Source organism: Stenotrophomonas indicatrix (assembly GCF_050573115.1).
GTDB classification, from domain to species: Bacteria; Pseudomonadota; Gammaproteobacteria; order Xanthomonadales; family Xanthomonadaceae; genus Stenotrophomonas; species Stenotrophomonas lactitubi_A.
Map to the genome: position 1 here is coordinate 504,761 of NZ_JBNYZT010000002.1, position 12,513 is coordinate 517,273.

Sequence of the window (12,513 nt, forward strand, 5' to 3'; positions counted from 1 at the left end):
GAAAGGCTCACGGTCGTACAGCCTCGTGAAGGGCCTTATTCGGCCGTCTTCAGCCAATCCAGGCGGGTGCTGGCACCGGGTTCACCCAGATATTGGCGTAGCGCCGGCAGAGCCGGGCCGACCACGCGGTCGAACTGCCAGGGCGCATTGAGCACCAGCATGCCACTGCCATTGAGGCGCAGCGGCGAGTCGTCTGGGCGCACCAGGAACTCGATGGTCACGGCCGACTTCACCGGCAGTGCGGCGGCCTTGCGCAGGAAATGCAGGATGGTGCGGCGCTGCTTGATCGGGAACCAGACCGCACAGGTAGCCTGCGGCCAGCGTGCCAGGGTCTCGGCCAGTGCAGCGAGGACCGCCTGGTATTCGGCGTCCTGGGCCTCGTAGGGCGGGTCGATCAGGACCAGACCGCGGCCGATCTTGGCGCCGTTGGCCTTGGGCGGCACCAGCGAGCGCAGCAGTGCGTAGCCGTCGCCGGGGTGCACGCCGACGCGGCTGTCATGGGCGAACAGGGTCTTAAGCGAAGCGGCTTCGTCCTCCTGCAGCTCGCACACCGCCATGCGGTCCTGCGGGCGCATGGCCTGCGCGCTGAGCAGCGGCGAGCCTGGGTAGGAGATCATCGCACCGACCGGATTGTCGGCCTGCACTGCCTTGAGGTAGCGCTCGACCACCTCGGGCAGCTTGGGCTGGGCCATCAGCCGCATGACCCCGGATTCGGCCTCAAGGGTCTTGCGGCTTTCTTCGCTGGCCAGCAGATAGCGGCCGGCACCGCCGTGGGTGTCGAGCACGAAGAACGGGCTGTCCTTGCGCTTGAAGCTGTCGATCAGGGCCAGCTGCACGATGTGCTTGAGGACATCGGCGTGGTTGCCGGCGTGGAAGGCGTGGCGATAGTTCATGGGCGGCAGTGTACGGGGCAAGGGCCGCAGCGGCTATGCTGCGCGCCATGACAGCGCCTGTTACCCACGTCCTGGTGGTCGAAGACGAAGCGGCCATCGCCGAAACCGTGCTCTATGCGCTGCGCAGCGAGGGCTATGCCGCCAGCCATTGCCTGCTGGGCGGGCTGGCCCTGCAGCAGCTGCAGGCCGGCGATATCGACCTGGTGGTGCTGGATGTGGGCCTGCCGGACCTCAGTGGTTTCGAGGTCTGCCGCCGGCTGCGGGCCCTGCCGGGGCCGATGGCGCAGGTGCCGGTGATCTTCCTGACCGCACGCAACGACGAACTCGACCGCGTGCTGGGCCTGGAGCTGGGGGCAGACGACTACATGGCCAAGCCGTTCTCGCCGCGCGAGCTGGTGGCGCGGGTACGTGCCCGGCTGCGGCGTGCCACGCCTGCGCTGGCGGCCCCGGTCGCCGAAACCGGCTGGCAGGAGCATGGTGCCTTCGCCATCGACCGCGAAGGCCGCCGTATCCGCTACCAGGACCACCCGCTGGACCTCACCCGCTATGAATATGCGTTGCTGGAAGCGCTGTTGCAGCGCCCCGGCGCGATCCTCAGCCGTGCACAGCTGATGGACCGCGGCTGGGACAGCGCCGCCGACAGCGCCGACCGCACCGTAGACACCCACGTCAAGACGCTGCGCGCCAAGCTGCGGGCGGCCGGTGCCAGCGGTGAACCGATCCGCACCCACCGCGGCCTTGGCTACGCCCTGGAGGTCTGACGCGTGCGTCTGGTCCTGAAACTGTTCCTGGGCTTCTTCCTGATCGTGGGCATCGCCGCGTTCTTCGTGATGCGCGTGTTCGTCAACGAAGTGAAGCCGGGCGTGCGCCAGGCGATGGAATCGACCCTGGTGGATGCGGCCAACGTGCTGGCCGAGATGGCCGCCGCCGACGTCAAGGCCGGCACCATCCGCAACGGCAGCTTCACCCGCAACCTGGCCAAGGCCCGGCAGCGCGACCTGAAGGCGATGGTCTGGCGCTTCCCCAAGCGTGCGCTGGACTACCGGGTGACGATCACCGACGCCAAGGGCATCGTGATCTACGATTCGCTGGGCCGCGATGTGGGTCGCGACAATTCGCGCTGGAACGATGTCTATCGCACCCTGCGCGGCGAGTACGGCGCGCGCTCCAGCCCGGAAACGCCGGGCGATGACAGCAATACGGTGATGCACGTGGCCGCGCCGGTGTACGACCCGGTCGATGGCAACACCCTGATCGGCGTGCTCAGCTTAGCCCAGCCCAACCGCAGCATCGATCCGTTCATTGCCGCCAGCCAGCGCGCCATCATCGAACGGGGTGCGTGGCTGATCGGCCTGTCGGCACTGGTGGGCGTGCTGGTGACGATGTGGCTGACCAACGGCCTGGGCCAGCTCAGCCGCTATGCGCGGGCGGTCAGCGCCGGTGAGCCGGTGCCTCCGCCGAAGCGCCGCAACGATGAGATCGGCGAGCTTGGCCAGGCACTGGAGACGATGCGACGCAAGCTGGAAGGCAAAGCGTACGTCGAGCAGTACGTGCAATCGCTGACCCACGAGATGAAAAGCCCGCTTGCGGCGATCCGCGGTGCCGCCGAACTGCTGCAGGAGCCGATGGCTGACGCCGACCGCGCGCATTTCGCACGCAGCATCGTCGACCAGCAGGAACGGCTGACCGAAACCATCGACAAGCTGCTGGCACTGGCCGAGGTCGAGCAGCACGGCTGGTTGCAGACCCGTGATCCGATCGCCTTGCCCGTGCTGCTGCAGGAAGCCGCAGCGGCGGCGCAGGTGCGCGCGCAGGCCGCAGGTGTCGAACTGCATATCGACCAGGTGCCCGATCTGCGCGTGCAGGGCGATGGCTATCTGCTGCGACAAGCGCTGCACAACCTGATCGACAATGCCATTGCGTTCTCGCCGCCCGGCGCACAAGTGCAGCTGGATGCGCAGGTGGACGGGCAGGGCGTACGCCTGCAGGTTGCCGACCGTGGCGCGGGCATTCCCGATTACGCACGCGAGCGCGTGTTCGAACGCTTCTATTCGCTGGCCCGACCCGGCACCGGTCGCCGCAGTTCCGGCCTCGGCCTGCCCTTCGTGCAGGAAGTCGCGCGCCTGCATGACGGCCGCGCCAACCTGCAGCCGCGCGAAGAAGGCGGCACCGTGGCCAGCCTGTGGCTGCCGCTGGCGATACCGGGCCAGCGCCCACGGCGCTGACTTCACACTCGCTTCAAATTCGCCACAAACCCTGCTCACCGCAGCAATCCATCCTGCAGTCCTCTCCAACGAGGACGGACGATGAAATCCCTGAAGATGCTGCTGCGGTTCGCCATTGTCGGCGGCCTGATCCTGCTGCTGCTGATCCCGCTGTTCCTGATCCGCGGCGTCATCACCGAGCGCAGCGCCTATCGCGAAGAGGCCTATTCGCGGGTGGCCGAAAGCCGTGCCGGTACCCAGCGCGTGGTCGGGCCGGTGCGCGTGGTGCCCTGGTCCAAGCGCGAGCAGGTGGAAGTGGTCGATGCGCAGGGCAACAAGAAGACCGAGCTGCAGACCACTCAGGGCTACTGGTTGCAGCCGCCGACCACCCTGAAGGTCAGTGGCGAGCTGCTGCCAAGCCAGCGTTCGGTGGGTCTGTTCAAGGTGCCGGTGTACAGCTGGAATGGCCAGCTCAAGGCGACCTTCAGCGAGGACGACTACCCGGAGCACGACGGCACGACCTATGGCGAGGCCTACATCGCGCTGGGTGTGTCCGATGCGCGCGGCCTGGTCGGTACGCCGAACCTGCGGGTTGATGGACAGCAGGTCAAGCTGCTGCCGGGCGTGGCCGGTGCATCCGCACTGGGCCGTGGGCTGCATGCACCGATCGCCGGCATCGCCCGCACCGGAGGCACCCTGGCGGCCAGCAGCGTGGAACTGGAGCTGCAGCTCGACGGCAGCCGCTCCCTGTCGGTGGTGCCGGTGGGCGATGACAACCAGATCGCGCTGCGCTCCAGCTGGCCGCACCCGTCGTTTGCCGGTGCGTTCCTGCCGAACGAGCGGCGTGTGGATGCGCAGGGCTTCGATGCACGCTGGGCCGTCTCCTCGCTGGCCTCGGACGCGCAGCAGCGACTGCACGAGGGCGATGACCTGGACGCGCAGGCGGTGCAGGTCTCGCTGGTGGACCCGGTCGATACCTATACCCAGGCCGACCGCGCTTCCAAGTACGGCGTGCTGTTCGTGGTGCTGACGTTCGTTGGTTTCATCCTGTTCGAACTGATCAAGTCGCTGCGCATCCACCCGCTGCAGTACCTGATGGTTGGCCTGGCGCTGGCGATCTTCTTCCTGCTGCTGATCAGCCTGTCCGAGCACATCGCCTTCTGGCAGGCCTACCTGGTCTCGGCGCTGGCCTGTATCAGCCTGCAGGCGGTGTACCTGGCCAACGTGCTGGGTCACTGGAAGCGGGGCCTGGGCTTCGCCGCGATGCTGACCGTGCTGTACGGCGCGCTGTATGGGCTGCTGGTGTCGGAAAACAATGCGCTGCTGATGGGGTCGCTGCTGCTGTTCGTGATCCTTGCGCTGGCGATGTGGGTGACCCGTCGGGTCGACTGGTACGCCCTGGCCGAGCAGAAGTAAGGAGCACACCATGGGTTGGCGCCAAGGATTGCAGCAACGGGCACGACAGGGCATTCCTGCCCTGCTGGAAGTAGATGCGCTGCTGCAGGCCCATGGGGTGTTGGCGGCGTTGCCGGGGGCACGGATCGCGCCCGGCCTGGTCTGCTTCCAGTTGGCCGCCATCACCTGCGAGGGATTGCAGCGGCGTGGGCTGGACTGGTTGCGGGAGGCGCGGCATGGACGCGGTGCGCTCGCGGGCAAGGTGCCCCGTTACCGGCCATGGAAGGCCGGCGCGGCAGCGTTGTCGGAGATCGGCATTGACGGGTTGCCTGCGGACTGGCCGGAACATGCTGCCGTGTTCAGCTGCAGCAGCATCGACCAGCGGCATTGGCTGCTGCTGTTGCCGGAGCGCGCGCAGCTGTGGCTGGGGTGGAAGGGGTGACAGCCTCTGGTGGGTGCGGACCTTGGTCCGCGCCGCTCTTCGGTGGGAAGCCCCATCCACGCATGGCGTGGATCTACCAGATGCCCATGACCGATGGGACGGGGGCCAGGCGCCACAGCTGGCTAGACTCGACCGGTTGATGATCGAGCCGAAGGGCAGGGGTGCGATGTGCTGAAGTGGGGCGTGCTGGCCGTAGCGCTGGCGATGGGTGGCAATGCGGTGGCGCAGCAGCGCGAGCCGGTGGACCTGGACATGGTCGGCAAGATCCGCCAGCAGGCGTTCCACAAATCGCAGGTGATGGACACCTTCAGCTACCTCACCGAACGCATCGGGCCGCGCCTGACCAATTCGCCGGCGATGGGGCGCGCCAATGCGTGGACCCGTGGCAAGTTCAGCGAATGGAAGCTGGACAATGTCCACGACGAAGCCTTCGACGAATTCGGTCGTGGCTGGGAGTTCACCTCGGCCAGCGTGGAGATGCTGGGCGATCGCGTGCAGCCGCTGCATGCCCTGCCCAAGGCGTGGACGCCGGGCACCAAGGGCCCGGTCGAGGGCGAGTTGCTGCAGGTGGACATCAAGAAACCTGAGGACATCGAGAAATATCGCGGCAAGCTGCGCGGCAAGATCCTGCTGCTGGGCGAGGCGCGTGAGTACAAGCGTGGCACCGACGCCGATTCGCACCGGCACGACGCCACCTCACTGGAGGGCTTGCAGGAGTTCACCCTGCCCAAGGACAAGGACGTGGCGGCCGACCGCGCCAAGCGGGTCAAGGAATACCAGGAGAAGCAGGCGCTGGCGGCGAAGGTCAACGCGTTCTTCGTCGAAGAAGGCGCGCTGGCCTCGATCAGCATCAGCAGCTGGGACAACGGCATCATCCGCGTGGCCGGTGGCGGCTCTCGCAAAGCCGGCGAATCGATCGGCATTCCCGAACTGGCGATGATCGCCGAGCACTTCAATCCACTCGTGCGTGCGCTGGAAGCCAAGCAGAGCGTGCGCCTGCGCGTGGATGTGGCGGCACGCTTCACCGATGAAGCGGACCAGCCCGGCTACAACACGCTGGCCGAGATCCGCGGCAGCAGCAAGCCCGACGAAGTGGTGATGATCGGCGCGCACCTGGATTCCTGGCACAGCGGCACCGGGGCAGCCGACAACGCGGCCGGCGTGGCGGTGATGATGGAGGCCATGCGCATCCTCAAGGCCAGCGGCGCCAAGCCCAAGCGCACCATCCGGGTTGCGCTGTGGAGTGGCGAGGAACAGGGGCTGATCGGTTCGCAGGCGTACGTGGCCAAGCACTTCGGTCGATTCCCCGAGCCCACCGACCCGGCGCAGAAGGCGCTGCCTGCCTCGCTGCGCGAGCCGACCGGTGCCCTTCAGAAGACCCGTGACTACGGCAAGTTCCAGGTCTACTTCAACATGGACAACGGCTCGGGCCGCTTCCGTGGCATCTATGCACAGGAAAACCTGGCGGCCATGCCGATCTTCGAAGCCTGGCTCGCCCCGTTCCATGACGTGGGCGCGACCACCGTGGCCACCCGCAACACCGGCAGCACCGACCACATCAGCTTCGACCGGATCGGCCTGCCGGGCTTCCAGTTCATCCAGGACAAGCTGGACTATTTCAGCAACGTCCACCACAGCCACCTGGACACCTGGGATCACGCGGAACCGGAAGACCTGAAGCAGGCCGCCGCCATCGTCGCCTCTTTCGCCTACCACGCCGCCATGCGCGAGCAGTCGTTCCCGCGCAAGCCCGAGCCGCAACCCTGAAAAGGGGACGGAGGGGATCAGGTCGTATTTCCCCTCCGTTGCCCGAGCGTCCCCCGCAGGAGCGGGGAATAGCGACTTGATCCCCTCCGTCCCCTTTTTCCGCAGGGGGCGGAGGGCTGGTAAAATCGGGGGATACCCGTTCCTCGAGCCCTCCATGACCTGCCGCACCCGTTTCGCCCCCAGTCCCACCGGCTACCTGCATATCGGTGGCGCCCGCACCGCGCTGTACTGCTGGCTGGAGGCCCGCCATCGTGGCGGCGAGTTCGTGCTGCGCATCGAGGACACCGATCGGGAACGCAGCACCCAGGGCGCGATCGACGCCATCCTGGAGGCGATGGAGTGGCTGGGCCTGGACTACGACGAAGGCCCGTTCTACCAGACCGAGCGCGTTGCCCGGTACAAGGAAGTGGCCGAGCAGCTGATCGCCGATGGCAAGGCGTACTACGCCTATGAAACCCGTGAAGAGCTGGATGCCATGCGCGAGGCCGCGATGGCCAAGCAGGAAAAGCCGCGCTACAACGGCGCCGCGCGCGAGCAGGGCCTGCCATACAGGGACGACCCGAACCGCGTCATCCGTTTCAAGAATCCGCTTGAAGGCACGGTGGTGTTCGATGACCTGATCAAGGGTCGCATCGAAATCGCCAACAGCGAGCTGGATGACATGGTCATCTTCCGTCCGGACGGCTACCCCACCTACAACTTCGCGGTGGTGGTGGACGACTGGGACATGAAGATCTCCGAGGTCATCCGTGGCGATGACCACATCAACAACACCCCGCGCCAGATCAACCTGTACGAAGGTATCGGCGCGCCGGTGCCGAAGTTCGGCCACATGCCGATGATCCTGGACGAGCAGGGCGCCAAGCTGTCCAAGCGCACCGGCGCGGCCGACGTGATGCAGTACAAGGACGCCGGTTACCTGCCCGACGCGCTGCTGAGCTACCTGGCCCGGCTGGGCTGGTCGCATGGCGACCAGGAACTGTTCAGCCGCCAGGAACTGATCGACCTGTTCGACGTGAAGGACTGCAATTCCAAGGCCTCGCGCCTGGACATGGCCAAGCTGGGCTGGGTCAACCAGCACTTCCTGAAGACCGAGGAACCGGCCGCGATCGCGCCGCACCTGGTCTACCAGCTGCAGAAGCTGGGCCTGGACGTGGCCGCTGGCCCGGCGCCGGTGGACGTGGTGATCGCCCTGCGCGAGCGCGTGCAGACCCTGAAGGAAATGGCCGAGAAGGCCGTGGTCTGGTACCAGCCGCTGAACGAGTACGATGAAGCGGCCGTAGCCAAGCACTTCAAGGCCGGTGCGGAACTGCCGCTGGGCAAGGCCCGCGAGCTGCTGGCAGCCCTGCCGGAGTGGACCGCCGAGGCTGTTGGCGTGGCCCTGCACGACGCTGCCGCCGCCCTGGAAATGGGCATGGGCAAGGTCGCCCAGCCGCTGCGCGTGGCCATCACCGGCACCCAGGTCAGTCCTGACATTTCCCATACCGTGTACCTGGCCGGCCGCGAGCAGGCCTTGAAACGCATCGATGTGGCCATCACCAAGGTAGCAACGGCCTGAGCCCACCGGCCCACGCCCGAACTGGAGAACGCGCATGTCCGCCAAAACCGCCTGTACGGCCCCGCACCACCATGTCCACGACGCTTCGGATTTCGTGGCGGTGGTCGAGCGTGTCTCGCGTGAGCGCGGGCTGCGCCTGACCCCGATCCGCGCCAACGTGCTCAAGCTGATCGCCGAGGCTGGCAAGCCGGTCAAGGCCTACGAGCTGCTGGAGTGGGTGCGCAACGGCAAGGGTGTGGGCGCCGACGCCCCGCCCACCGTGTATCGCGCGCTGGATTTCCTGATGGCCAATGGCTTCGTGCACAAGCTGGAATCGGTCAATGCCTTCGTGGCCTGCCACCATCCCAGCAGTGCGGCCCATTCGGTGCCGTTCCTGATCTGCAACAGCTGCCATAGCGCGGTGGAACTGGAAGACCGCGAGATCGTCACCCAGCTGGAGAAGCGGGCCAAGGAGCTCGGCTTCCAGCCGCAGGCACAGACGCTGGAAGTGCACGGGCTCTGCGCCCGCTGCGCCGGCTGACGGAAGGGTAGTGCCGGCCGCTGGCCGGCATCCTCGGGATCTGACCCCGTTTCACAACAATGCAGCCGAGCATGACTCGGCTCTACCGGGCCAGTGCCTAGTCCATCGGCTTCGTCGCAGTATCCACCCGCACGATCACCGACATGCCCGGCCGCAATCGCGCCGCCAGTTCCTGCTCCCCGTTGATCGAGATCCGTACCGGTAACCGCTGCACCACCTTGGTGAAATTGCCGCTGGCATTGTCCGGTCGCAGCACGCTGAACTCTGATCCGGTGGCCGGCGCGATCTGCTCGACCCGCCCGCGCAGCACCTGGCCCTGGAACGCATCCACTGAGAACGAGGCGGGCTGCCCGATCGCCATCTGCCAGGTCTGGCCTTCCTTGTAATTTGCCACCACCCACAATGCATCGGGCACCAGGAACAGCAGCTGCGAACCGGCCGCCACATACTGGCCCACGCGCACGCTGGCTTCGCTGATCTGGCCATCGCGCGGTGCATGGATCACCGTGTTGGCCAGGTCGATGCGCGCCAGCTCAAGCTGCGCCTGCGCACTTTCCACCTGCGCCTCCAGGCTCTTGCGCGAGACCTGGGTGGAGACCAGGGTCTCCTCGGCGATGCGGATCTGCGCCTGCGACTGCTGCACGCTGGCCTGCGCCGAGGCCTGGCTGGTGCGGAACTTGTCGCGGTCGTTGATCGACACCAGCTGCTGCGCTGCCAGTTCCTCGTAGCGCTTGGCTTCATTGCGCGAGCGCTGCAGCTCAGCCTGTCCGGCCGACAACGAGGCCTGCGCTGAAGCGATCTGGGCGCGGTTCTGCGCCTGCGACTGGTCCGAATTGGCCAGGGCCGCGCGCGCGCTGTCCAGCGTCGCCTGGGCCTGTGCCACCCGCTGCGCATAGATGCGGTCGTCGATGCGCAACAACGGCTCGCCCTGCTTCACGTGCTGGAAATCCTTCACCAGTACCTCGGTGACGTAACCGTTGACCTGCGGCGCCATCACCGTGATCTGACCACGCACGTACGCGTTGTCGGTCACCATCACGCTGCTGGTGAAGGGCCACAGATGCCACGCGCGCAGGATCAGCGCGATGCCCAGCAACGCCACCACCACCATCACCACCACGCTGCGCGAACTTGGCTTGAGGTACTTCGGCGCGGCGGCGGGCGCGGCAGGTGTCGCTGCGGGTGCCGCATCGGTGGGCGGTGGCGGGGTGACGTTCTCGGCAGCGTCGGTGTCGTCTGGACGGGGCGGGACGGGAGGCATGGGGGTGGACTCAGCGCGGTGCCGCGGTCGCAGCCGCAGCGGGGGAGGAAGGATGGCGCTTGCGCCATTGTTTGCGCACGGCGGTACGCAGCGACAGCAGCAGCAACCAGCACAGGAAACCGATCGCCAGCCAGCCGCTCAGGGTGAACACATCATTGAAGCCACGCACGTTGGCTTCGCGGCGGGTGGTCTGCGCCAGCTGCGCGCTGCCCTGTGCGCTGCGCAGCACCGGGTCGGTGATCTGCGCCGCGTACAGCTGCTGCTGGATGCGCAGGCGTTGTGCCACTACCGGGTCGGCGGGATCGAGCTGGCTGGTCAAGGCACTGGAATACAGCTGTTCGCGATGCAGCTGGAACGTTCCCAGCACGGCCGAGCCAGCCAGTCCGCCCAGCGTCTGCGTGATCGACAAGGTCACCAGGAAGGTGATCATGTGGTCCACACCCTGTTTCAGCGCGGCGGAAATGCCCAGCATGATCAGCGGGCCCATGAACATGCCGGCGCCCACCGAGGCCAGGAACTGGCTGACGTAGAAGTCGTGTGGTCGATCCATGCTGGTGCGATGCTGGTCGAAGAACGCGGCGGCGCCCAGCAGCAGGATCGCCATCAGCAGTTGGCCGATCAAACGCTTCGGGCCGAAGGTGATCGCCGCGCCGGCGATGCCGGTCACCACGCCGGCGAGGATCACCACGAACAGCGGCCGCATCTGGTCCGGCCCCATGCCCAGGGTGCGCATCAGGTTGACCACGCCGTAGGACTGTTCGGTGGTCAGGAAGCGGATCAGGAAGGCACCGACGATGAAGTGCATCACCGGCAGCGTCGACAGCCAACGGATCTGCAGCAGCGGATTGCGCCGGTAGTGTTCGATGATCAGCGCGGTGGTGGTAAGCGCAATGGAAGCGATCAGCGCCCAGCCCAGCCACGGCGTGTTCAACCACCAGCGCGTGTAGCCCTGCGCGAGCACGATCACCAGCAGGGCGACGGCGGGCGCGAGCAGGGCGAAGGTGAGGAAGTCCAGCGGTTCGAACGCCTTGACCTGGATGCCTGGCGGCAGCTTCAGCACCACCACGGCGGCAAACGCGCACAGCGCCAGCCCCGCTTCGAATGAGTACAGCTGGTGCCATTGGCCGGTATCGACCAGGCCGGGCGAGACGATCCAGGCAATCGGCACCGCCAGCTGCGACAGGCCAACGCCGACCACCAGCAGGTTGCCGGTGAAACGCCGCGGCAGGGCCTGCAGCATGTACAGCGTACCCAGCGTCGAACATGCCGCACCGGCGAAACCGCTGGCGGCGCGGGTCAGCATGGTGGTCTCGAAACTGCCGACGAACAGGTGCAGCACCGCCAGCGCCGCGTACAGGCCCAAGCCGATCTCGGCGAACAGGCGGATGCCGTACTGCTGGCGGAACTTGAAGGCCAGCAGGTTGGCGGTCACGTTCACCATGGCGTAGGCGGCGACCAGCCAGCTGCCCTGGGTGGGCGTGAGTGACAGTTGCCCCTGCAGGAAGGGCAGGTTGGCCGTTACCAGCGCGTTGCCAAGGCCGCCGGTGATGGCCACCAGCAGCGACACCAGTGCATAGGCTGCACGCCGATAGGGCGGGTGCCACGGCATCGACGCCGAACCGGGCATGGTCGGCTTCTCGTGCTCCTCCCAATCCGGAACCGGCTTGAGGTACGGCTGCACCATCAGCGTTCCCCGCTGGCTGCTCCCTGGAGTCCCCCGCGCAGCAGCTGCAGGGCACGCCCGGCCAGCTGGGCGCGCTCATCGCGGGTCTTGCCGCGCAGGGCCGCACCCAGCATGCCCGAGATCAGTGAAATATCCGTCTTCTCCAGATCGGGCCGGCACAGGCCAGCGGCCTTGGCACGGGCGATGGGCGCTTCCAGCAGGTCGCGTACGGTCTCGCGTGCGGTGCGCATGGCCGGAACATCCGAATCGACCGCGCGCCAGTAGTCGGCCAGTGCAGGCGAATCGACGATGCGCTGGGCCATGCCTTCGAACACCTCGAACAGGGCGTCGTCGCGGTCGCCAAGCTGCTCGACCTGGCGGCGGATGCGGTCGACCGTGCGCTGCAGCAGCGCTTGGATCAGCGCGGTACGGTCGGGGAAGTTCCGGTACAGGGTGGCGCGGCCGACTTCGGCACGCTCGACCACCAGGTCCAGCGGCGCGGTAACGCCATGTTGGCCGAACACATGGTCGGCGGCATCGAGGATGAGGGCTCGGCGGGCAGCAGCATCGGCACGTTGGGTGGTCATGGCTTCATTTTCGGACAAACATGTCCGGATGGCGAGAGACGAATGGCGACGGGATTGTCCGCTTGTTGTCGTACGCACATCTTTGTGACGTCTGCGTGAGGGTCGGTCGAGGGGCAAAAAAAAACGGGGGGCCAACCTGGCCCCCCGGGAGAGAACGACAGCACGCTGCCGTCAAAGTCAGTAGATCCACGCCATGCGTGGATGCACCTACCAGTAGATCCAC

Annotated in this window: 11 protein-coding genes; 7 read left to right on the forward strand and 4 right to left on the reverse strand. The window is 66.7% G+C overall.

Features of this window, described 5'->3' with window-relative positions:
* Positions 1-35 precede the first annotated feature (35 nt).
* The gene (locus tag ACQ5SA_RS08255) at positions 36-893 is read right to left on the reverse strand and encodes a 23S rRNA (adenine(2030)-N(6))-methyltransferase RlmJ (protein ID WP_230110578.1); all 858 of its coding nucleotides are present in this window, start codon (positions 891-893) and stop codon (positions 36-38) included.
* A gap of 35 nt (positions 894-928) precedes the next feature.
* Here ACQ5SA_RS08255 and creB point away from each other — a divergent pair, with 35 nt between their 5' ends.
* The 7 genes from creB to ACQ5SA_RS08290 all read left to right on the forward strand — a co-directional run bounded on the left by creB (position 929) and on the right by ACQ5SA_RS08290 (position 8,779).
* A complete protein-coding gene (gene creB, locus ACQ5SA_RS08260; protein WP_499313946.1) occupies positions 929-1,654 on the forward strand; it encodes a two-component system response regulator CreB in 726 nt (241 codons plus the stop codon).
* Between the two features lie 3 nt (positions 1,655-1,657).
* On the forward strand, positions 1,658-3,118 hold the full coding sequence (gene creC, locus ACQ5SA_RS08265; RefSeq protein WP_499313947.1) for a two-component system sensor histidine kinase CreC: 1,461 nt from the start codon (positions 1,658-1,660) through the stop codon (positions 3,116-3,118).
* 81 nt (positions 3,119-3,199) lie between these two features.
* The gene (gene creD, locus ACQ5SA_RS08270) at positions 3,200-4,513 is read left to right on the forward strand and encodes a cell envelope integrity protein CreD (protein ID WP_499313948.1); all 1,314 of its coding nucleotides are present in this window, start codon (positions 3,200-3,202) and stop codon (positions 4,511-4,513) included.
* Positions 4,514-4,523: 10 nt separating this feature from the next.
* Positions 4,524-4,934, forward strand: a complete 411-nt coding sequence (locus ACQ5SA_RS08275) for a hypothetical protein (protein ID WP_499313949.1) — start codon at positions 4,524-4,526, stop codon at positions 4,932-4,934.
* 168 nt (positions 4,935-5,102) lie between these two features.
* Positions 5,103-6,701: a M28 family metallopeptidase gene (locus ACQ5SA_RS08280; protein WP_353098507.1), complete on the forward strand. Its 1,599-nt coding sequence runs from the start codon at positions 5,103-5,105 to the stop codon at positions 6,699-6,701.
* 154 nt (positions 6,702-6,855) lie between these two features.
* Positions 6,856-8,259, forward strand: coding sequence for a glutamate--tRNA ligase (gene gltX / locus ACQ5SA_RS08285; protein WP_165376655.1), 1,404 nt, complete (start codon positions 6,856-6,858; stop codon positions 8,257-8,259).
* A gap of 34 nt (positions 8,260-8,293) precedes the next feature.
* Positions 8,294-8,779 carry a Fur family transcriptional regulator gene (locus tag ACQ5SA_RS08290; RefSeq protein ID WP_025879333.1) on the forward strand — a complete coding sequence of 162 codons (486 nt, stop codon included), beginning with the start codon at positions 8,294-8,296 and terminating at the stop codon, positions 8,777-8,779.
* Positions 8,780-8,876: 97 nt separating this feature from the next.
* On the opposite strand, the gene ACQ5SA_RS08295 is transcribed toward ACQ5SA_RS08290, so the two are convergent.
* Genes ACQ5SA_RS08295 through ACQ5SA_RS08305 form a run of 3 tightly spaced genes read right to left on the reverse strand, consistent with a single transcriptional unit; the run spans position 8,877 to position 12,290 of the window.
* Positions 8,877-10,040 carry an HlyD family secretion protein gene (locus tag ACQ5SA_RS08295; RefSeq protein WP_499313950.1) on the reverse strand — a complete coding sequence of 388 codons (1,164 nt, stop codon included), beginning with the start codon at positions 10,038-10,040 and terminating at the stop codon, positions 8,877-8,879.
* Positions 10,041-10,050: 10 nt separating this feature from the next.
* Positions 10,051-11,724 (reverse strand): MFS transporter, encoded by a 1,674-nt coding sequence (locus ACQ5SA_RS08300; RefSeq protein WP_499313951.1) that lies wholly within the window; start codon positions 11,722-11,724, stop codon positions 10,051-10,053.
* A complete protein-coding gene (locus ACQ5SA_RS08305; protein ID WP_025879336.1) occupies positions 11,724-12,290 on the reverse strand; it encodes a TetR/AcrR family transcriptional regulator in 567 nt (188 codons plus the stop codon). Before ACQ5SA_RS08305 ends, ACQ5SA_RS08300 begins: the two co-directional genes overlap by 1 nt.
* Positions 12,291-12,513: the final 223 nt, after the last annotated feature.